This window comes from Kitasatospora sp. NPDC094019 (genome assembly GCF_044764505.1).
GTDB lineage: Bacteria > Actinomycetota > Actinomycetes > Streptomycetales > Streptomycetaceae > Kitasatospora.
Window position 1 is genome coordinate 134,024 of record NZ_JBIWIF010000004.1, and the last position, 20,864, is coordinate 154,887.

Here is a 20,864-nt window from a genome sequence, read left to right on the forward strand (position 1 = left end):
GACCGCAGAACCATCCGGGGCCCGGACGGCGTCACAGGGAGCGTGCGGGGACACCTACGTCACAACCTCACCGGCGGGTGAGGGAGAGGGTCGCAACTATGGAAGAGCCTCGTCGCCTCGGCGGCAGGTACGAGCTGGGCGGCGTCCTCGGACGCGGCGGCATGGCCGAGGTGTACCTCGGCCATGACACCAGGCTCGGCCGCTCCGTCGCCGTGAAGACGCTCCGGGCCGACATGGCCCGCGATCCGTCCTTCCAGGCTCGGTTCCGTCGCGAGGCACAGTCCGCGGCGTCGCTGAACCACCCCGCGATCGTCGCCGTGTACGACACCGGCGAGGACTACATCGACGGCATCTCGATCCCGTACATCGTGATGGAGTACGTCGAGGGGTCCACCCTGCGGGAGCTGCTGCACTCCGGCCGCCGGCTGCTGCCGGAGCGCGCGCTGGAGATGACCATCGGCATCCTCCAGGCCCTGGAGTACTCCCACCGGGCCGGGATCGTGCACCGCGACATCAAGCCCGCCAACGTCATGCTCACCCGCCAGGGCAACGTCAAGGTGATGGACTTCGGCATCGCCCGGGCCATGGGCGACGCCGGCATGACGATGACGCAGACCTCCGCCGTCATCGGCACCGCCCAGTACCTCTCCCCGGAGCAGGCCAAGGGCGAGCAGGTGGACGCCCGCTCCGACCTCTACTCGACCGGCTGCCTGCTCTACGAACTGCTCACGGTCCGGCCGCCGTTCGTCGGCGACTCGCCCGTCGCGGTCGCCTACCAGCACGTCCGGGAAGAGGCGCAGCCGCCGTCCGTCTTCGACCCCGAGGTACGACCCGAGGTCGACGCGATCGTGCTCAAGGCGCTCGCCAAGGACCGCGACTACCGCTACCAGAGCGCCGACGAGATGCGCGACGACATCGAGCGCTTCCTCGACGGCCTGCCGGTGGCCGCCGCCCAGCAGGCCGCCGCCTACGGCATGGGCGCGGCCGGGTACGGCTACGACCAGAACGGCTACCCGCAGCACGACCCGTACGGCCAGACCAACCTGCTGCCGCAGCAGGCCCCCGGCGGTCCGACCACGGTGCTTCCGCAGGCCGGCTACGCCGCCCAGCCCCAGCCCGGCTACGACGACGGCTACGGCCAGACCTACGCCGGCGCCCCCGGGGCCGGCGGCAACGACGGCGACGGCTACGGCCGGAGCGGCCGGCGCGGCGAGGAGCCGCCGAAGAAGAGCAACACCTCCTGGATCGTGCTGGCGGTCGCCGCCGTGCTGGTCCTGGTGGGCACCTTCTTCGTCGCCCAGGCGATGTTCGGCGACAAGAAGGGCAACGACGACAAGAAGGAGCCCGCGAAGATCGCGGCGCCCGGCCTCGTCGGGAAGACCCTGCCCGAGGCGAAGGCGCTCGCCGTCCAGGCCGGTCCCAAGCTGGTGGTCACCGAGGGCGAGAAGATCGCCTGCCCGGACGCCAACATCAAGAAGGACCAGGTCTGCACGCAGAACCCGGCGGCCGGCACCCAGGTCGCCGAGGCCGCCACGATCACCGTGCAGCTCTCCTCGGGTCCGGCCAAGAGCACCGTGCCCAACGTGGTCGGCAAGTCCAAGGAACAGGCGGTCAAGGCGCTCGCCGACGCCGGCTTCACCAATGTGACGACCGACTACAAGGACGACGACAACGCCCCGCTGGACCAGGTGCTCTCCCAGGACCCGGCCAGCGGCGGCGCCGATCCGACCGCCCCGGTCAAGCTGACCGTGTCGCAGGGCAAGGCCAAGATCAACGTGCCGAGCGTGGTGGGCCAGCAGAAGGAGGCCGCCGAGGCCGCGCTGACCGGCGCCGGCTTCCAGGTGGACTCCTCGAAGACCCAGACCACCAACGAACCCGCCAAGGTCAACACGGTCGCCTCGCAGAACCCGGCCGGCGGCAAGCAGCCCGCCAACACCAAGATCACGCTGACCATCTTCAAGGCACCCGAGAAGGTCGCGGTCCCGCCGCTGCAGAACGTCCCGCTCAAGGACGCCATCAAGACCCTCCAGGGCATGGGCCTGCAGTACACCGTCGTCCAGGGTCCGCAGGACCCGAACTCGATCGTGACCGCCTCCAACCCGGCGGCCGGGACCCAGGTGGACCCGAACACCTCGGTCGGGCTGATGACCAAGGCGGTGGATCCGCCCAAAGGGGGGGACACACCGACCGTCCCCGGGATCCCCGGCCTCCCCACCCCCAGCAACACCAAAGGGGGACCCAACAACTAAGCCCTGGTTCCCCTGGTTCTGAGCCCCTCGGGGCCGGACCGACCGGCTGAGTTGTTCCCGGCCGTGAGCCCGCAGTGGGCCCGCAGCGAGCCCGAGGGCCCGTCGACACCGCGTCGACGGGCCCTCGGGCGTTCCCCGGGGCACTGCGGGCGCCTCCGGGGCTCCCGGGGCCCTTCCGCTCCCTCGACGGCCGTCGAGGGCCGTTGAGGGCCGGGAGGGCCCGCACGACCCCTCCCAGGGCCTCCTCGGCCCCGGGGTGCCCCGGGTCCGGGCCCGCCGGGGACGCCGAAGGCCCCGGGGTCCCGGGGGCCTTCATGACGGCCTCGACAGCGCCTCGGCGCCGGCTCAGCGCTGCTTGAGCTCGGCGGGCGGCGTGCGCGCGGCGTCCATGCCGTCCACCCGCACCAGGCTCCCCCACACCGCCATCCGGTAGCGCGAGGTGTAGACCGGCGTGCAGGTGGTCAGCGTGATGTAGCGGCCCGGCCCGGCGTAGCCGGAGCCCTTCGGCACCGGGGCGACGATCCCGGTGTCGTACTTGGACGTCTCGGGCAGGGTGCTGTCGACCCGGTAGACGTACCACTTGTCGCGGGTCTCGACCACGATCGCGTCGCCCTTGCCGATGGCGTCGAGGTCGTGGAACTTCGCCCCGTGCCCGTCCCGGTGCGCGGCCAGCGCGAAGTTCCCGGACTCGTCCCAGGGCATCGCCGAGCGGTACGGCTGCTCGTACACCCCGGCCACGCCCTCGGCCAGGGTCGCCGTGTCGGTGCCCATCCGGATCAGCACCTGGTAGTCCCGGCCCATCGCCGGGACGTGCAGGAAGCCGATCCCGTCGCCCGCCGCGTAGGACGGCGCCGCGGCGGACGGCCCGGACGACGGGGAGCCGGACGGGGGAGCGGCCGGAGCTCCGGCCGCCCAGGAGTCGCGCAGCTGGTCGGAGGCCGCCGAGGCGGACCGGTCCGCCAGCACGTCGGTCCACCACAGCGAGTAGGTGACGAACAGGCCGAGCACCAGCCCCAGGGTGATCAGCAGCTCGCCGACGACGCCCAGGACGGCCAGCGCCCAGCCGCCCCGCCCACGGCGGCGCCGGGGTCGGCCGCCGGACTCGGGCGCGGACGACGGGGCGGCCTCCTCGGCCGCCGGCTCGGTCCCCTGGGTCACGTCTCTCCTCGTGTCGTCGCCCGCCCGCTCGTGGTCAGCCTCCCGTGAGGGCGGCAGGTTTGCCCTGGCTGCGCGGCCGTTCCTCGATCATCTTGCCAAAGACGATCAGGCGCGCCTTGGAGCTGAACTCCGGGGTGCAGGTGGTCAGCGTGATGTACCGGCCCGGAGCGGAGAACCCGGAGCCGCTCGGCACGGACTTGATCACACTCACATTGGACGGCGGTGTCTCCGGGATGCCCCCGGTGACCTCGTAGGTGTAGTACGCGGTCGCGGTCTCCACCACGATCTTGTCGCCCTTGCCGAGCTGGTTGATCCGGCGGAACGGCTCACCGTGCGTGTTGCGGTGCGCGGCCAGGGCGAAGTTGCCCGCCTTGTCGGCCGGCATGCCGGTGCCCGAGTAGTGCCCGACCAGGCCCTTGTCCAGCACGGGGGCCTTGGCGGTGCCCTCGGCGATCGGGAACTTCTGGCCGAGCTTCGGCAGATGGATGATCGCGAAGCCCTTGCCGGGCTCGAAGGTCTCCGGCTTGGCCGGGTCCGGCGCCGGCTGGCCCGGCCCCGGGGCGCCCTGGGCCGCGCCCGCGTCGAACTGCTCCTCCAGCCGGTTGCGGGCGCCGTCGGCGGCCGCGTCGGCCTGCACGTTGGTCCACCAGAGCTGGTACGAGACGAAGAGCAGCATCACCAGGCCGAGGGTGATGCACAGCTCGCCGAGGAACCGGGCGAGGACCACCGCCACCGACTCCTTGGGCCGGGGACCGGCGGCGGCCCGGCCGCCCGCCCGGCGCCGGCCGCGGCCCTGCGCGGCGCGGCGGCGCTCGGCCCGGCCGCCCGGGGCGGGCGGCTGCCGTTCGCCGGTCACGGCGGCCATGGTGACCGTCTCGGCGGCGGCGAGCGGCGGCAGCGGCCCGTCCGGCGCCGACGGCACCGGGACGACGGGCGGCGCCGGCTCGTAGACGCCCCAGCCGTCCTCGGCCCCGGGCTGCGCGGACCGGGCCCGGTCGGTGCCGGAGCTCCCGTCCCGGCCCCGGCCGTGGTGGGCCGGCTCGGCCTGGTACGGGTCGTAGGACTGGTACTGGCCCTGTTGCGGCTGCTGGCCGTACTGGCCGTACTGGTCCTGCCGCGGGTTCGCGCCCTGCTGCGGGTACGGTCCCGCACCGCCCTGCGGGTACGGCTGCGGATACTGCTGCGGGACCTGTTGCGGGTCCTGCTGGTACGGGCCCCCCTGGGGATGCTGCCCGTACGGGCCGTACTGCTGCTCGAACGGCCCCCCGGCACGGTACGCGTCACCGCCCTGCGGGTCCGCCCCCGGCTGGTATCGCCCCTCCGGACGCGTCGCGGTCACGCCGCTCAGCCCCGGCCGATCACCGGGGCGAGCCCGGCCGACCGGTCCACGGCCCCCGGGTCACCGCACTCGGCCAACCAGTTGGCGAGCATCCGGTGACCGCCCTCGGTGAGCACCGACTCCGGGTGGAACTGCACGCCCTCCACCGCGAGGTCGCGGTGGCGCAGCCCCATGATCACGCCGCTGCCGGTGCGGGCGGTGACCACCAGCTCGTCCGGCACGGTGGCCGGCTCGACCGCCAGCGAGTGGTACCGGGTCGCGGTGAGCGGCGAGGGCAGGCCCGCGAACACGCCGCCGTCCTCGTGCTCGACCAGCGAGGTCTTGCCGTGCAGCAGCTCCGGCGCCCGGCCGACCACCGCTCCGTGGGCGACCGCGATCGACTGCAGGCCCAGGCAGACGCCGAACACCGGGAGGCCGGCCCGCGCGCAGTGGTGCACCATCTCGACGCAGACGCCGGCCTCCTCCGGGGCGCCCGGGCCGGGGGAGAGCAGCACCCCGTCGAAGCCCCGGTCACCGTCGCGGCGCACCGCGTGCTCGACCGTCACCTCGTCGTTGCGGACCACCTCGCAGGTGGCGCCGAGCTGGTAGAGGTACTGGACCAGGTTGAAGACGAAGCTGTCGTAGTTGTCGACGACCAGGATGCGGGGCTGGCTCGGCCGGGAGGTCATGGGCGCGCGTTCTCCGAGGGGTGCGGGGACCGGGACGGGACGGGGCGGGTCGTCGGCTCAGCCGACGGCGCCGTCGCCGTTCCCGTCCACTGTGACGTCACCGAAGGGGAGCAGCGGTTCCGCCCACGGGAAGACGTAGGTGAAGAGCAGGTAGACCAGTCCCAACACGACCAGCACCGAGATCGCGGCCTTGACCAGGATGTTCCCCGGCAGATGACGCCAGATCCAGCCGTACATGGTGCTCCCTCGACGTATTGGACTGGGGTCAAGAGTAGACCCGGCTCCTGGGAGCGGTCCGGCGCACCGGACCGCTACTGCCCGGTGGCCGAGCGGAGGTCCGCCGTGCCCGAGTAGCCCGGCAGGGCGAGGTCGCCGCTCTCCTGCGTCTTCCAGCCCAGGCCGTACGCCTGCACGTACTTGAGGTAGGTGCGGACCGAGGGGTCCGCGTCGACCGCGGCGCGCAGCGCGTCGGTCCGCCCGACCGCCTTGACCACGTAGGGCGGGGAGTAGACCCGGCCCTGGAGCAGCAGGGTGTTGCCGACGCAGCGGACGGCGCTGGTGGAGATCAGCCGCTGGTCCATCACCTGGACGCCCTCGGCGCCGCCGCGCCAGAGCGCGTTGACCACGGCCTGGATGTCCTGCTGGTGGATGACCAGGTCGTTGACGTCCGGCTCGCGCACCCCGGGGACCCGCGAGGTCGCGTTCGGCGGGGCGTCGTTGAGGGTGACGGTGAGGCCGGGGCCCTGGAGCGGCTCCAGCGCGGCGGCGTGCTCCAGGGCGGTCAGCCGGGCGGCGTCGGCCGGGCTGCCGCCCTGCTGTTCGGTGAGCCGCTGGGACCGGTCCTGGAGGTCGGCGAGCTGCGCCTGGGACTGCTGGTTCTGGGCGCTGCGCTGCCGTATCACGTCGGAGAGGCTGAGCAGCGAGTTGTCGGTGCGCAGATCGGTGCCGCGGGCGGTCTGCGCGCTGATGTAGAAGAGCAGTCCGGCGAGCGCGAAGACGGCGCAGGTCAGGGCACGTCCGACAATTCGGGTGCCGGAGGCGCGGGTACGGACGGGCCGAGGGGGAATCGACAAATTAGGCACCGTACCCTTATCTCCTTCGGACCCGCCGAGCCACTACGCTAACGGACGCCGCCACACCACCGTGAACCCCTGCGCGGTCACAGCGCATCGACAGGAGAGCTCCTCGTGCCGAAGTCCCGACTCCGCAAGAAGTCCGACTACACGCCGCCGACCACGGCCGTAGTGAAGATCAGTTCGGGCCGCGGCTGGGTTGCCCCCTTGATGCTGGCGATGTTCCTGATCGGTCTGGTCTGGATCGTCACCTACTACGTGACCAGTGGCAGCTGGCCCGTCGAGAGCTGGCGGAACTGGAACATCCTGGTGGGCTTCGGCTTCATCGCGGCGGGCTTCGGCGTCTCCACCCAGTGGAAGTGACGTCCGGGCCCCGGCCCTGAGTTCCTCCACCGCCGCCCCGGTTCGGTCCGTCCCCGGGGCGGCTTCGTGGTGCGCCCAGACGGCCGTGCGGAACGCCGGAGTTCGCGGTTATCCGCTTATCCCGTTTATCCACATGGTTATCCACACTGGGGAAAAGTCCCGCGGGCCTGTGGATAACTTGCGCCGGGGGCGCTTTCCACACCATCGCGCGCCCGCTCCCGAATGCCGAATACGTACAGCGGGACACGCGTAGAACAGTCGTCCGCACCTGTCGGCCGGCACCGCCTGTGCACAACCCCGCACCCGCTGTGGACAACCGTGCGAGTTCCGCACTGGCGCGCGTACCGTCCGGCGCGGTCGGATCACCCGCTGTAGAGCGACATCCCGACCAGGAGCATCACCAGCACCAGGCCCGCCACCCCCGCCAGGGTCAGCCCCTGCACCACCGCCCGGCGGCCCCGCGGCGCGTACATCAGGCCGGCCGCGGTCAGCATCCCGGCGACCAGGCCGCCGAGGTGGGCCCGCCAGTCGATGCCCTGCACCGAGAAGGTGACGATCAGGTTGAACACCAGTAGCGCGATGATCGGCCCGAGCGGCGCCCGGACCCGCCGGTACAGCACCACGGTCGCGCCCAGCAGGCCGAAGACCGCTCCCGAGGCGCCCAGCGACCGCATCGAGTCACCGGCCACCAGGAACGCGAAGGCGCTGCCGGCCAGCCCGGAGAGCAGGTAGAGCGCCAGGAAGCGGATCCGCCCCAGGGCGGACTCCAACTGCGGGCCGAGCACCCAGAGCACCAGCATGTTGGTGGCGATGTGCCAGGGCGCGGTGTGCAGGAAGACCGTGGTCAGCAGCCGGTACCACTGGCCCGGGCCCTCGGTGATGCCCCAGGTGAAGGGGTAGTCCTGGTCCGGGGCGTGGCTGTGGAGCTCCAGGTCGACGGCCAGCCACGGGGTGAGCACGTAGGCGGCCAGGACGAACACCACCAGGTTGATGCCGATCAGCGCCTTGGTGACCAGGGGGTCACCACCGGCCGGGCGGCCGCCGAACCGGGTGGTCGCCCGCCGGACCTGTCGGCCGCCCTCCGCGACGCACTCGGGGCAGTGGAAGCCCACCGAGGCGTTCACCATGCACCGCGGGCAGATCGGCCGGCCGCAGCGCGAGCAGCCGATGCCGGTCTCCTGCTCGGGGTGCCGGTAGCAGCGGGCCGGTACGGGGCCGCCCCCCGCTCCCGGAGTCCGGTCGATCGGCGGCCTGGGCTCGTCCGGGAGCATCGGCTATCCCCTTCTGCCACGAATTGCTGCGACGACACACGCGCTCCGGGCGGGGACCCGCCGGAACCGCCAGCCTACTGCGGCCGTACCCGCGCCCGGCCGGCCCACTCGCCCCCGCGGCCCGCCCCGCCGGCCCGCCCGGCGGCACGCACCGGTACCCCGCGTACGGCCCACTCCGGCATGCCGTCGGACAAATACACATGCATGATCAGCATTCAGGTGGATAAGTGCATATAGGACGCCACCAGGAGGAGAGACTCTCGTGACCCGTTTGGACTCGGCCCGTGAGACGGCCGGCAATCTCGCGGACAACGCCCGGCAGCAGGCCACCCAGGCCGCCCACACCGCGCGTGTCCAGTACGACCGGCACATCGCCCCCCAGGTCGGTCACGCCTTCGCCAGCCTGCCGCCGGAGGCCCAGCAGAACGCCCTCAAGGCGCTGCACCGCGCCCAGGAGACCGCCCTGGCCGCCCGCCTGTCCGCCTCCCGCGCCGCCGACCAGGCCCGCTCCACCGTCGCCCCCAAGGTCGTGCACGCCGTCGAGGAGGCCCGCGCCGCCGTCGTCCCGGTGGCGCAGGAGGCCCAGATGCGCGGCGCCGCCGCCCTGACCGCGATGCGCGGCAACGTCACCTCGGCCGAGATCGGCGACCTCGCGGCCCGCAACGCCCGCCGGTCCTGCCGGAGCGGCTGGGCCACCGGCCTGGCCGTGGCCGGCCTGGTCGCGATCGGCAGCGGACTGGTCGCCTGGCAGTGGTGGCGGCACCGCAGCAACCCGGAGTGGCTGGTCGAACCGCCGGCCTCCCCCGCCGCCCCGGTCGGCGCGCACGCCTCGGGCACCGGCGGCAGCGCGGTGAACGGCTCGGCGGACACCCCGGCCGGCGCCGCCGCGGTGGAGGACCGGCCCGGGCCGGACCCGTCGCGGGAGCACGCCCGGCCCGCCCCGGCCGACGGCGACGACCGTCCGAAGCCGCACGATCCGCGCAAACCGCACTGAAAAAGCCCGGCGGCCGCCGACCCTGGTTCAGGTCGGCGGCCGCCGGGCCGTCCACACGCGGTGGACACACTGTGGAGCTTAGGAGACTCGAACTCCTGACATCTGCCTTGCAAAGGCAGCGCTCTACCAACTGAGCTAAAGCCCCGGGGTAGCACCTCGCGCACCACCGGGCACTAGCGTACCCGGTCCCGGCGCGAATCCGGTGCCCGGTTTCCGGCGCCCCGCCGCGCGGGGCCGGAACGTCCGGCCGGCCCGGTCACCCGACCGGGCCGGCCGGCCCTGGAGGCGCCGTGCGGCGCCTCCGAAGACTGTCGATCGTCAGATCGTCCGGGGCCTCAGCGACCGGCCGGGACCGGGTCGGTGGCCTCGGTCCACAAGTCCTGCTCGGCGCGGTCCGCCTGGACCTGACGGTAGACAAAGAAGCCGCCGAGGGCGACCAGGGCGACCAGGAGAAGCTTCTTCACCGCGGGACCTCGTCCTTCTTGCGTTGACGGACTCAACAGCCGGGCGCCGATCGATCCGATCGGGCCGACGAGTCCATGGTTTGTTACGAGCACGAACGGGCTGTCGGCTGGCCGGACTGCCCTTGCGGCCGATGATACACACCGGTGTCCCAATCGTGACCAGCCACCGCTGCCTCCAACCGACCCGTCCGGTCGGAGGATTGACGCCACACCTCCTGTCCCGCGTTCCACCCGGCGCAGACCCTTCGCAGGGCCGTCACCGTTCCTGCCCGACCGACCCCGGACGCGGGTCGGACGCCGGAACGGGAGCGGGCGCGGGAGCCGGGGCGGACGCCGTCGGCGACACCACCACCGCCACCCCGCCCGCGAGATCCACCCTGGTCCGCGGCGGCGCCCCCTCGCCCTCCTCGTCGCGCAGCATCAGACTGCTCTGCCGCTCGTCGAGCTGGTGCTGCTTGCCGGCCGCGAACTGCGCGTGCAGCTGTTCGAAGCCGGTCGCGGATATCTGACCCTCCCGGCCGGTCCCCCGCCAGGGCACCCGCTTCGACCGGCGCGCCCGCAGTGCCAGCTGGTCGACGAAGGCCAGCCCGATCAGCACGCAGACCAGCCCCGGAATGGTCATCGCGAAGACCATCGCCATGTGCGCCACCGCCTCGTCCGTCGGAAGCCGCCGGGAAGTCCCGGCCCCGCCCGGTACAACCACCGGGCGGGGCCCGTGGTTCCGGCTCCGCGCCGGGAAAACGCCGAAGGGCCCGGAGCGATGCTCCGGGCCCTTCGCGGTGGTGGGGCTAACAGGACTTGAACCTGTGGCCTCTTCCTTATCAGGGAAGCGCTCTAACCGTCTGAGCTATAGCCCCTTGCCGCACTGAAAGATTAGCGGACCGATCGCCGATCCCCCAAATCCGATACGCCCGGCCCTCCACCGGGGTCCTCCGGGACGGGCAGGTCGGAGGCGGTGCCCGGGGCGGACGACCACTCGGCGCGGGTGGCGGGCAGCCCGGCCGCGCCGTCAGCGCCGGTGCGGACGGCGAGGACCTGGTTCACCCCGATCCGGTTCTCCTCGAAGGCGAGTGCGGAGGCCGCCATGTAGAGCCGCCAGACCCGGGCCCGGCCGCGGCCGACCAGCCGGACCGCCTCCGTCCAGTGCGCCTCCAGATTGGCCACCCACTCACGCAGGGTCAGCCCGTAGTGCTCGCGGAGCGACTCCACGTCGCGCACCTCGAAACCCGCCTCCTCCAGCCGGGACACGGTGGAACCGACCGGGGACAGCTCGCCGTCCGGGAAGACGTAGCGGTCGATGAACGGACTGGGGCGGTACGGCTCCCCGGGCCGGTCCGGCCGACGGGCGATCTGGTGGTTGAGCAGCCGGCCGCCGGGCGCCAGCAGCCGGTACAGGTGCTCCGCGTACACCCGGTACTGGGCCTCGCCGACGTGCTCGGCCATGCCCACGCTGGAGATCGCGTCGAACGGGCCGTCCGGGACCTCCCGGTAGTCCTGGAGCCGGATCTCCACCCGGTCCGCGAGACCGGCCTCCTCGACCCGACGGCGGGCCAGCGCCACCTGCTCCTCGGAGATCGAGACCCCGACCGCCGTCACCCCGTAGTGCCGGGCCGCGTGCAGCACCAGGGAGCCCCAGCCGGAACCGACGTCCAGCAGCCGCATCCCGGGCCGCAGGCCGAGCTTGCGGCAGATGAGGTCCAGCTTGGCCTCCTGGGCCGCCTCCAGGCTCTTGGCGGACGGCTCCCAGTACGCGCAGGAGTAGACCATCGAGGGCCCCAGCACCAGCGCGTAGAAGTCGTTGCCGACGTCGTAGTGGTGGTGGATCGCGGCGCGGTCCCGGCCCCGGCTGTGCGCCCGGCCGCGACCCTCCGGCGCCTCCTCGGCCGGCGGGGCCGGCTCGGGGCCGAGCGCGCCGGCCCGCAGCAGGGCGCCGACGGCGCGGCGGCCCCTGGCCCCCAGCACGTCCCCGGGGCCGAGCCGGAGCCCGCGGACCTCCGGGAGGTCGGCGACGTGCGCGACGGCGCGCAGCACCTCGTACAGGTCACTGCCCGGGGCGACGTCGAGGTCCCCCGCGACGTAGGCGCGGGCCAGGCCCAGCTCGTTCGGCCGCCACAGCAGCCGGCGCAGCGCCCGGCGGTTGCGCAGCACCAGGGTGGGTGCCCCCGGTGGCCCGGCCGCGCTGCCGTCCCAGGTCCGCACCCGCAGCGGCACCGGGACCCCCAGCAACCCGTCCAGGGCCTCGACCAGTCGCCTTGCGAGCTCCGCCACCGCGCGCCTCCGTCCTGCCGTGCCTGTGCGGCCGTACCGGTCCCGGCCGGTGGGTCCGGACGGGACCGGGAGGCCGGCGGTGGCCGGGAGACGCGGAACGGGCTGACCAAGCTAAGCCCACCGTCCGCCCGGCCCGTCCGGGAGGCGCGCCGCACGCCGCGGCTGTCACCCGAACGCCGACGGGCCCCACCGGCTGCAACAGCCGGTGGGGCCCGCTGATTCCGCCCCCGGGCGGAAGCGCCCCCTGCGGGGCGGGAACTGAGTCCGGGTCACGCCCGGACGGTCAGTCCTCCTCGGCCAGGGTGAGCTCGATGCCGCCGGTGAAACCGGCAGCCGCGTTGTAGATGAACGCCGAGAGCGTGGACAGCGCGGTCAGCAGCACCACGTCGACCACGGCGATCAGCGAGGTGAAGGTCATCACCTTGCCGAAGCCCACGTAGTCCATGAGGTTCAGACCGCTGTTGTTGGTGTCCGAGCCGGTGACGTCCTTGAGCGTCTTGGTGAGCGAGTCGAAGACGCCGAGCGAGTCCAGCGTCATCCACAGCACGGCGGCCGCCACGATGATGATGATCCCGACCGCCAGCGACAGCAGGAAGCTGACCTTCATGACCGACCACGGGTCGGCCTTGGTCACCCGCAGCCGGGCCTTCCTGGTCCGTCCCAGGCCGCCCGCGGCCACCGGCGGGGCGGCCGGACGGCGGGTGCCGCCGGCGGGCGTCCCGCCGGGCGGGGTCGGGCCGCCGCCGACCCGGGTGCCCCGGGGCGGGGTCGGCTGCCCCTTGGCATAGGTGGTCGGCTGCGAGAACCCGCCCGCGCCCCCCGCCGGTGCGCCCGGCGGCGGAGCCGGCTGGCCGCCGTACCCCGCGCCCTGGCCCGCACCGCCGACCGGGGGCATCAGCGAGGTGGACGCGGCCGGGTGCTCGGCCGGCGGCTGTGGCACGCCGTAAGCCCCGCCGCCGCCCTGTGCTGCGCCCGGACGGCCGCCGGTGGCTCCTCCCGCAGCACCCGTGGCTCCACTCACTGGTCCTCCCGCACTTCCCACCAGGACGGCCGCACCGCCCTGCTTCGTCACTCGTCATCCAGCGCCCGGCGGGATTGCCCGGTACTGGTCGTCGGCCGGTACCGGCACGTCGCGCACGCATGTACGGACGTGACGGTACCGGCCGACGCGGTACGAGGTCAGCTCTGGGCGGTCTGCTCGCCCGGAGCCGTCCCCGTACCCTCGGCCACCTCGGTGGACCCGGCGGCCTCGACGGCCACCTCGTCCTCGATCGACTCCTCGTCCTCGGCCTCCGCGTTGCGGGCCATGCCCACGACCGCATCGCGCTTACCCAGGTTGATCAGTTGGACGCCCATGGTGTCACGTCCGGTTTCACGAACCTCGGAAACCCTCGTACGGATCACTCCACCGGACAGGGTGATCGCCATGATCTCGTCGCTCTCGTCCACGACGAGGGCGCCGACCAGCGAGCCCCGGCCCTCGACGATCTTCGCCGCCTTGGTGCCGTAGCCGCCCCGTCCCTGGACACGGTACTCGTCCACACCGGTGCGCTTGGCGTAGCCGCCGTCGGTCGCGGTGAAGACGTAGGTGTCCGGACGGACCACGTTCATCGAGAGCAGTTCGTCGTCCTCGCGGAAGGACATGCCCTTGACGCCCGAGGTGGCGCGCCCGGTCGGGCGCAGCGCGTCGTCGGTCGCGGTGAAACGGATCGACTGGGCCTTCTTGGAGACCAGCAGCAGGTCGTCCGCGGCGGAGACCAGCTCGGCGCCGATCAGCTCGTCGTCCCGGCCCTCGTCGTCCTGGCGCAGGTTGATCGCGATCAGGCCGCCGGAACGGGGGGAGTCGTAGTCCTTGAGCGGGGACTTCTTGACCAGACCGGCCCGGGTGGCGAGGACGAGGTAGGGCTTGTCCTCGTAGGTGCGCACGGCCATCACCTGGGCGATGTGCTCGTCCGGCTGGAAGGCCAGCAGGTTGGCCACGTGCTGGCCGCGGGCGTCGCGGCCGGCGTCCGGCAGCTCGTAGCCCTTGGCGCGGTAGACCCGGCCCTTGTTGGTGAAGAACAGGATCCAGTTGTGGGTCGTCGTCACGAAGAAGTGGTCGACGATGTCGTCCTGCTTGAGCTGGGCGCCGCGCACGCCCTTGCCGCCGCGCTTCTGCGAGCGGTAGAGGTCGGAGCGGGTGCGCTTGACGTAGCCGCCGCGGGTGATCGTGACGACGATGTCCTCCTCGGCGATGAGGTCCTCGATCGAGAGGTCGCCGTCGGAGGGGATCAGGGTCGAGCGCCGCTCGTCGCCGTACTTCTCGACGATCGCGGTGAGCTCCTCGGAGATGATCTCGCGCTGGCGGACCGGCGAGGCGAGGATCGCGTTGTACTCGTCGATCTTGCGCTGCAGCTCGTCGTGCTCGTCCATGATCCGCTGCCGCTCCAGGGCGGCCAGCCGGCGCAGCTGCATCTCCAGGATCGCGTTGGCCTGGAGTTCGTCGATCGAGAGCAGCTGCATCAGGCCGCTGCGGGCGGCGTCGGCGCTGGCCGAGGCCCGGATCAGCGCGATGACCTCGTCGATCATGTCCAGGGCGCGGAGCAGCGCGCGCAGGATGTGGGCGCGCTCCTCCGCCTTGCGCAGGCGGAAGGTGGTGCGCCGGACGATGACCTCGACCTGGTGGTTGACCCAGTGCCGGATGAAGGCGTCGAGCGACAGCGTGCGCGGCACGCCGTCGACCAGGGCCAGCATGTTGGCGCCGAAGTTGGTCTGCAGCTCGGTGTGCTTGTACAGGTTGTTCAGCACGACCTTGGCGACCGCGTCGCGCTTGAGCACGACCACCAGGCGGGTGCCGGTGCGGGACGAGGACTCGTCGCGGACGTCCGCGATGCCGGCCACCCGGCCGTCCTTGACCAGGTCGGCGATCTTCAGCGCGAGGTTGTCCGGGTTGACCTGGTACGGCAGCTCGGTGATCACCAGGCACTGGCGGCCCTGGATCTCCTCGACCTCGACCACGGCGCGCATGGTGACCGAGCCGCGGCCGGTGCGGAAGTAGTCGTTGATGCCGCGGTGGCCGACGATCAGCGCGCCGGTGGGGAAGTCGGGGCCCTTGATCCGCTCGACCAGGGCCTCCAGCAGCTCCTCGTTGGAGGCGTCCGGGTGCTCCAGCGCCCAGAGCGCGCCGGAGGCGACCTCGCGGAGGTTGTGCGGCGGGATGTTGGTGGCCATGCCGACCGCGATCCCGGTGGCGCCGTTGACCAGCAGGTTGGGGATGCGGGCCGGCAGGACGGTCGGCTCCTGCGAGCGGCCGTCGTAGTTGGAGGCGAAGTCGACGGTCTCCTCGTCGATGTCGCGCATCATCTCCATGGCCAGCGGCGCCATCTTGCACTCGGTGTAGCGCATGGCCGCGGCCGGGTCGTTGCCCGGCGAGCCGAAGTTGCCGTTGCCGTCGACCAGCGGCATCCGCAGCGACCACGGCTGGGCCAGCCGGACCACGGTGTCGTAGATCGAGGTGTCACCGTGCGGGTGGTAGTTGCCCATCACGTCGCCGACGACGCGGGCGCACTTGTAGTAGCCCTTCTCGGGGCGGTAGCCCCCGTCGTACATCGCGTACAGCACCCGGCGGTGGACCGGCTTCAGGCCGTCGCGCACCTCGGGCAGCGCCCGGCTGACGATCACGCTCATGGCGTAGTCGAGGTACGAGCGCTGCATCTCGGTCTCGAGCTCGACCGGCTCGATGCGCATGGTCACCGTGGCGGCTGCCTCGGGGGTCTCGGGCTGCTCGCCTTCGGGACGGTTGTCGTCGACCACTGGTGGTCAGTTTCCTTTCACGCGGACTGGTACGTGCGGGGCCTGCGGGCAGGCGTCACACGTCCAGGAAGCGGACGTCCTTGGCGTTGCGCTGGATGAAGGACCGGCGGGCCTCGACGTCCTCGCCCATCAGGACCGAGAACAGTTCGTCGGCGCGGGCGGCGTCCTCCAGGGTGACCTGGAGCAGCAGGCGGTGCTCGGCGTCCATGGTGGTGACCCGGAGCTCCTCGGCGTTCATCTCGCCGAGACCCTTGAACCGCTGGATCGCGTCGTCCTTGGGCAGCCGGCGGCCGGCCTCGACGCCCGCCGCGATCACGGCGTCGCGCTCGCGGTCGGAGTAGGCGTACTCGAAGTCGTCCTTGCCCCACTTGATCTTGTACAGCGGCGGCATCGCGAGGTACACGTAGCCCGACTCGACCAGCGGCCGCATGAAGCGGAACAGCAGGGTCAGCAGCAGGGTGCGGATGTGCTGCCCGTCGACGTCGGCGTCGGCCATCAGCACGATCTTGTGGTACCGCAGCTTGGACTCGTCGTAGTCCTCCTGGATGCCGCAGCCGAAGGCCGAGATCAGGGCCTGGACCTCGGTGTTCTGCAGCACCTTGTCGATCCGGGCCTTCTCGACGTTCAGGATCTTGCCGCGGATCGGCAGGATGGCCTGGGTGCGCGGGTCGCGGCCCTGCTTGGCCGAGCCGCCGGCGGAGTCACCCTCGACGATGAAGATCTCGCACTCGGACGGGTCCTTGGACTGGCAGTCGCTGAGCTTGCCCGGCAGCGAGGCGGACTCCAGCAGGCCCTTGCGGCGGGTGAGGTCGCGGGCCTTGCGGGCGGCGACGCGCGCGGTGGCGGCCTGGATGGACTTGCGGATGATGTCCGCGGCCTCGTTGGGGTTGCGGTCCAGCCAGTCGTTCAGCTGCTCGTGGACGACGCGCTGGACGAAGGTCTTCGCCTCGGTGTTGCCGAGCTTGTCCTTGGTCTGGCCCTCGAACTGCGGCTCGCCGAGCTTGACCGAGATGATCGCGGTCAGGCCCTCGCGGATGTCCTCGCCGGAGAGGTTGTCGTCCTTCTCCCGGAGCAGCTTCTTGTCCCGCGCGTAGCGGTTGACCAGGCCGGTCAGCGCGGCGCGGAAGCCCTCCTCGTGGGTACCGCCGCCGTGGGTGTGGATCGTGTTGGCGAAGGAGTAGACCCCCTCGGTGTACGAGGAGTTCCACTGCATGGCGACCTCGACCGAGATCGCCTTGTCCTTGTCCTCCGCCTCGAAGTCGATCACCGAGGGGTGCACCACGTCGCCCTTGCGGGAGTTGAGGTGGGCGACGAAGTCGGCGATGCCGCCGTCGTACTTGTAGGTGACCGAGAGCGGCTTGCCCTCCTCGTCGACGTGCTCGGGGCGCTCGTCGGTCAGGGCGATGGTCAGGCCCTTGTTGAGGAACGCCATCTCCTGGAAGCGCCGGGAGAGCGTCTCGAAGGAGTAGACCGTGGTCTCGAAGATGTCCGGGTCGGCCCAGAAGGTGACGCTGGTGCCGGTGAGCTCGGTGGCCTCGTGCTGGGACAGCGGAGCGGTCGGCGCGCCGACCTTGTACTCCTGGGTCCAGCGGTGGCCGTCGGTGTGGATCTCCACGGCGAGGCGCGTGGACAGCGCGTTCACCACCGAGACACCGACGCCGTGCAGACCGCCGGAGACCGCGTAGCCGCCGTTGCCGAACTTGCCGCCCGCGTGCAGGACCGTCAGCACGACCTCGACGGCGGGCTTGCCCTGGCCCGGCATGATGCCGACCGGGATGCCTCGGCCGTTGTCGACCACGCGGACGCCGCCGTCGGCCAGGAGCGAGACGTTGATGGTGTCCGCGTGCCCGGCCATCGCCTCGTCGACGGAGTTGTCCACGATCTCCTGCACCAGGTGGTGCAGGCCGCGCTCGCCGGTGGAGCCGATGTACATGCCGGGGCGCTTGCGGACGGCGTCGAGGCCCTCCAGCACCTGGATGGCGCTGGCGTCGTACGACCTCTCGGCCTGGTCGGTCTGGTCTGGGATCTGGCTGGGGTTGCCGGAATCGGCCACGAAGCGCCCTCTCTGGCACAGCGCGGGCCGCATCCCCGCTCCCCTACGGGCGGGCGTGCGACCACGGCGTTTCGACTCGGTTGCCACTAGCAACAGTGTTTGCCCTTCAGTCTACCGGTACGACTGACATCGATGGGCGTTTGGCAGCCTCTGAGGGCAGAAATGCCGCCCTGAATCCCCTCGGGACATGTCCCGATACTCGACCGGGGGGCTCAGAGCGCCTGGAAGGGCCGTCAGGGGTTCCGGAGGATTACGGTCCGCTCCCTCCCGGCACCCTCCGGGGTCACCCCCAGGTGTCACCCGGCCCCTTGCTGCCGGGGGCGCGCAGCCGGCCGTAGCCGCGGACCGGGGCGGCCGGGCCGAGCACCTTGATCGTGCGCACCGTGCCGTGGCCCAGCTCGTGGTTCAGTCGCGCCACCAACTGCCGCGCCAGCCATCGCAGTTGAGTGGCCCAGGCGGTGGAGTCGCACTGCACCGTGAGCACCGCCGCCTCGTCGTCGTAGGCGGTCGGGGTGCAGTGCGCGGCGATGTCGGGGCCGACGATCTGCGGCCAACGGCCCATCACCCCGCCGACCGCCGCGGAGGACTCCCAGCCACGCTCGGTCAGCAGCCGGTTGAGCGCCGCCCCCAGCGGCACCGGGTCGCGGCCGTCCGAACGGGCCCCGCTGCGCAGACCGGTCCGCTTCGCCTCACGCTTCTCGCGCACCTGCTCACCGCGCTGGCGGGCCTGCGCCCGGGCCGCCCGCAGCGCCGAACGCGCCAGATCGGCACCGGTCGGCCCGGGGTGCTCCGCCGACTCGCTCACGGCGATCTCCTTATCCCCACCCTGTGGACAACGGTGAGCCGTCCAGCGTACGGGAGCCGGAGCGGCCCGGGCGGCGCGGGTGGGTGTCGTACGAAGGCGTCCGGGACCGCCCGGACGGCCTCCGGCGGGGCGGGGGAGCGGCGCCGGGGCCGGGCGGGACGGACGGCGGGATCAGCCGGTGACGCGCTGGACCGCGCCGTCGGCGACCGTGTACCGGGCTCCGGCCAGCGCCTTCGGCACGTCCTCGGCGACCGCCGCGGTGACCAGCACCTGCTCGCCGCCGGCCACCAGCTCGGCCAGCCGGTCGCGCCGGGCGGCGTCCAGCTCGGCGAAGACGTCGTCCAGGATCAGCACCGGCTCTCCCCCGTCCGAGCGCAGCAGCTCGTAGGAGGCCAGCCGCAGCGCCAGCGCGAACGACCAGGACTCGCCGTGGCTGGCGTAGCCCTTGGCGGGCAGCGGACCGAGCTTGAGCTGCAGCTCGTCCCGGTGCGGTCCGACCAGGGTGATCCCGCGCTCGACCTCCTGCTTGTGCACCGTCCGCAGCGCCTGGAGCAGCTGCTCCTCGGCCTCCTCGCGGCTGGTCGGCAGCTCGCCCTCGAAGGAGCTGCGGTACTCCAGCGCGGTGTCGCCGCCGCCCGGCGCGAGCTGCCCGTAGGCGGCGGTCACCAGCGGCTGGAGGGAGGCCACCAGCTGCAGGCGGAAGGCCGTGAGCTCGGCGCCGGCCCGGGCCAGGTGCCCGTCCCAGACCTCCAGGGTGGAGAGGTCGGCGCCCTTGCCGCCGCCGGCCCGGCGGGCCATCGCGGCGGTCTTCAGCAGGGCGTTGCGCTGCTTGAGCACCCGCTCGTAGTCCTGCCGGACCCCGGCCAGCCGGGGCGCGCGGGCGGTCAGCAGCTCGTCCAGGAAGCGCCGGCGCTCCCCCGGGTCGCCCTTGACCAGGGCGAGGTCCTCGGGGGCGAACAGGACGGTCCGCAGCAGGCCCAGCACATCGCGCGGGCGGACGTTGTCGGAGCGATTGATCCGGGCCCGGTTGGCCTTGCCGGGAGTGATCTCCAGCTCGACCAGGGTGGAGCGCCCCCGGTCGACCACCGAGGTGCGGACGACCGCGCTCTCGGCGCCCAGCCGGATCAGCGGGGCGTCGGTGGCGACCCGGTGGCTGCCCAGGGTGGCCACGTAGCCGACCGCCTCGACCAGGTTGGTCTTGCCCTGGCCGTTGGGGCCGACGAACGCCGTCACGCCCGGGTCGAGGGGAACCTCGGCCCGGGCGTAGGAACGGAAATCGGCGAGCGACAGGTGCGCGACGTGCATGGCGGTGGACTGCGCTCGCCTTCTGTGGAGGAGCTTCGGGACTACTTCGACTCGACCGCGTGGCCGCCGAACTGGTTGCGCAGCGCGGCGATCATCTTCATCTGCGGCGAGTCGTCCTGCCGGGACGCGAAACGGGCGAACAGCGAGGCGGTGATCGCCGGCAGCGGGACGGCGTGGTCGATCGCGGCCTCGACGGTCCAGCGGCCCTCGCCGGAGTCGGCGGCCCAGCCCTTGAGCTTGGCCAGGTGCTCGTCGTCGTCCAGGGCGCGGACGGCCAGGTCGAGCAGCCAGGAGCGGATCACGGTGCCCTCCTGCCAGCTGCGGAAGACCTCGCGGACGTCGGTGACCTCGGGGGCGGCCTCCAGCAGCTCCCAGCCCTCGGCGAACGCCTGCATCATGGCGTACTCGATGCCGTTGTGGACCATCTTGGCGAAGTGGCCGGCGCCGACCGCGCCCGCGTGCACCGAGCCGAAGTCGCCCTCGGGCTTGAGCGCGTCGAAGACCGGCTGGACCAGCGCGACGTGCGCGGCGTCGCCGCCGTACATCAGCGCGTAGCCGTTCTCCAGGCCCCAGACGCCGCCGGAGACGCCGCAGTCGACGAAGCCGATGCCCTTGGCGGCCAGCGCCTCGGCGTGCTTGACGTCGTCGGTCCAGCGGGAGTTGCCGCCGTCGACGACCACGTCGCCGGGGGACAGCAGCTCGGCCAGCTCGTCCACGGTGGCCTGGGTGGCGGCACCGGCCGGGACCATGACCCAGACGACGCGCGGACCCCGCAGCTCGGAGACCAGCTCCTGGAGGCTCTCGACGTCGGAGACGTCGGGGTTGCGGTCGTAGCCGATGACGGTGTGGCCGGCGCGGCGGATCCGCTCGCGCATGTTGCCGCCCATCTTGCCGAGACCGATGAGGCCGAGCTCCATAGCCAAATCCTTACCTGTGGTGACGTCTCTGCGGGCGGCGCCGTTGCCGCGCTTCCCTGAGCCTACGTGCTGGAGCGGAAGCGCCTCCCCGCGATCGGGGCCGACCGGGGGAGGCTTCCACAGGTTTGTTCACAGGGCTGTGGGT

At 72.3% G+C, this 20,864-nt stretch carries 17 protein-coding genes, 2 tRNA genes and 1 pseudogene; 3 read left to right on the forward strand and 17 right to left on the reverse strand.

The annotated features are described in order from the left end of the window. Window positions 1–98: 98 nt before the first annotated feature. Window positions 99–2,249: a Stk1 family PASTA domain-containing Ser/Thr kinase gene (gene pknB, locus ACIQ9P_RS10730; RefSeq protein ID WP_402353047.1), complete on the forward strand. Its 2,151-nt coding sequence runs from the start codon at window positions 99–101 to the stop codon at window positions 2,247–2,249. A gap of 345 nt (window positions 2,250–2,594) precedes the next feature. Here the strand turns inward: pknB and ACIQ9P_RS10735 are convergent, their stop codons facing one another. The 5 genes from ACIQ9P_RS10735 to ACIQ9P_RS10755 all read right to left on the reverse strand — a co-directional run bounded on the left by ACIQ9P_RS10735 (window position 2,595) and on the right by ACIQ9P_RS10755 (window position 6,487). Next, window positions 2,595–3,407, reverse strand: coding sequence for a class E sortase (locus tag ACIQ9P_RS10735; RefSeq protein WP_402353050.1), 813 nt, complete (start codon window positions 3,405–3,407; stop codon window positions 2,595–2,597). A 34-nt stretch (window positions 3,408–3,441) separates the two neighbouring features. Further along, window positions 3,442–4,746 (reverse strand): class E sortase, encoded by a 1,305-nt coding sequence (locus ACIQ9P_RS10740; RefSeq protein ID WP_402353053.1) that lies wholly within the window; start codon window positions 4,744–4,746, stop codon window positions 3,442–3,444. Between the two features lie 5 nt (window positions 4,747–4,751). Beyond that, window positions 4,752–5,414: an aminodeoxychorismate/anthranilate synthase component II gene (locus ACIQ9P_RS10745; protein ID WP_402353056.1), complete on the reverse strand. Its 663-nt coding sequence runs from the start codon at window positions 5,412–5,414 to the stop codon at window positions 4,752–4,754. 57 nt (window positions 5,415–5,471) lie between these two features. Beyond that, window positions 5,472–5,651: a hypothetical protein gene (locus ACIQ9P_RS10750; protein ID WP_402353059.1), complete on the reverse strand. Its 180-nt coding sequence runs from the start codon at window positions 5,649–5,651 to the stop codon at window positions 5,472–5,474. Between the two features lie 74 nt (window positions 5,652–5,725). Then, window positions 5,726–6,487 (reverse strand): DUF881 domain-containing protein, encoded by a 762-nt coding sequence (locus ACIQ9P_RS10755; RefSeq protein ID WP_402353062.1) that lies wholly within the window; start codon window positions 6,485–6,487, stop codon window positions 5,726–5,728. Window positions 6,488–6,601: 114 nt separating this feature from the next. Here ACIQ9P_RS10755 and crgA point away from each other — a divergent pair, with 114 nt between their 5' ends. Next, a complete protein-coding gene (gene crgA / locus ACIQ9P_RS10760) occupies window positions 6,602–6,850 on the forward strand; it encodes a cell division protein CrgA (RefSeq protein WP_402353065.1) in 249 nt (82 codons plus the stop codon). A gap of 362 nt (window positions 6,851–7,212) precedes the next feature. Here crgA and ACIQ9P_RS10765 read toward each other — a convergent pair whose 3' ends face one another. Then, window positions 7,213–8,121 carry a rhomboid family intramembrane serine protease gene (locus ACIQ9P_RS10765; RefSeq protein ID WP_402353069.1) on the reverse strand — a complete coding sequence of 303 codons (909 nt, stop codon included), beginning with the start codon at window positions 8,119–8,121 and terminating at the stop codon, window positions 7,213–7,215. Between the two features lie 262 nt (window positions 8,122–8,383). On the opposite strand from ACIQ9P_RS10765, the gene ACIQ9P_RS10770 reads away from it, so the two are divergent. Then, on the forward strand, window positions 8,384–9,115 hold the full coding sequence (locus tag ACIQ9P_RS10770; RefSeq protein WP_402353071.1) for a DUF5324 family protein: 732 nt from the start codon (window positions 8,384–8,386) through the stop codon (window positions 9,113–9,115). Window positions 9,116–9,187: 72 nt separating this feature from the next. Here the strand turns inward: ACIQ9P_RS10770 and ACIQ9P_RS10775 are convergent. From ACIQ9P_RS10775 to gnd, 11 genes and pseudogenes are all read right to left on the reverse strand, one after another. Beyond that, a tRNA-Ala gene (locus ACIQ9P_RS10775) sits at window positions 9,188–9,260 on the reverse strand. 190 nt (window positions 9,261–9,450) lie between these two features. Beyond that, window positions 9,451–9,579 (reverse strand): DLW-39 family protein, encoded by a 129-nt coding sequence (locus tag ACIQ9P_RS10780; protein WP_014137031.1) that lies wholly within the window; start codon window positions 9,577–9,579, stop codon window positions 9,451–9,453. Between the two features lie 256 nt (window positions 9,580–9,835). Next, window positions 9,836–10,201, reverse strand: a complete 366-nt coding sequence (locus ACIQ9P_RS10785) for a DUF6191 domain-containing protein (protein ID WP_402353074.1) — start codon at window positions 10,199–10,201, stop codon at window positions 9,836–9,838. 158 nt (window positions 10,202–10,359) lie between these two features. Then, a tRNA-Ile gene (locus ACIQ9P_RS10790) sits at window positions 10,360–10,436 on the reverse strand. Between the two features lie 16 nt (window positions 10,437–10,452). Next, a complete protein-coding gene (locus tag ACIQ9P_RS10795) occupies window positions 10,453–11,847 on the reverse strand; it encodes a class I SAM-dependent methyltransferase (protein WP_402353077.1) in 1,395 nt (464 codons plus the stop codon). Window positions 11,848–12,130: 283 nt separating this feature from the next. Next, window positions 12,131–12,787 carry a DUF3566 domain-containing protein gene (locus ACIQ9P_RS10800; protein ID WP_402353080.1) on the reverse strand — a complete coding sequence of 219 codons (657 nt, stop codon included), beginning with the start codon at window positions 12,785–12,787 and terminating at the stop codon, window positions 12,131–12,133. Between the two features lie 239 nt (window positions 12,788–13,026). Then, window positions 13,027–15,573, reverse strand: a complete 2,547-nt coding sequence (gene gyrA / locus ACIQ9P_RS10805) for a DNA gyrase subunit A (RefSeq protein ID WP_402353899.1) — start codon at window positions 15,571–15,573, stop codon at window positions 13,027–13,029. A gap of 121 nt (window positions 15,574–15,694) precedes the next feature. Continuing rightward, entirely contained in the window at window positions 15,695–17,725 is a 2,031-nt protein-coding gene (gyrB, locus tag ACIQ9P_RS10810; protein WP_402353083.1) for a DNA topoisomerase (ATP-hydrolyzing) subunit B, read from the reverse strand. 250 nt (window positions 17,726–17,975) lie between these two features. Further along, window positions 17,976–18,497 carry a DUF721 domain-containing protein gene (locus tag ACIQ9P_RS10815; RefSeq protein WP_030392415.1) on the reverse strand — a complete coding sequence of 174 codons (522 nt, stop codon included), beginning with the start codon at window positions 18,495–18,497 and terminating at the stop codon, window positions 17,976–17,978. Between the two features lie 171 nt (window positions 18,498–18,668). Further along, window positions 18,669–19,802 (reverse strand): DNA replication/repair protein RecF, encoded by a 1,134-nt coding sequence (gene recF / locus ACIQ9P_RS10820; RefSeq protein WP_402353086.1) that lies wholly within the window; start codon window positions 19,800–19,802, stop codon window positions 18,669–18,671. Between the two features lie 41 nt (window positions 19,803–19,843). Further along, window positions 19,844–20,731 (reverse strand): annotated as a pseudogene (gene gnd / locus ACIQ9P_RS10825) (phosphogluconate dehydrogenase (NAD(+)-dependent, decarboxylating)); the annotation flags it as partial. Window positions 20,732–20,864: the final 133 nt, after the last annotated feature.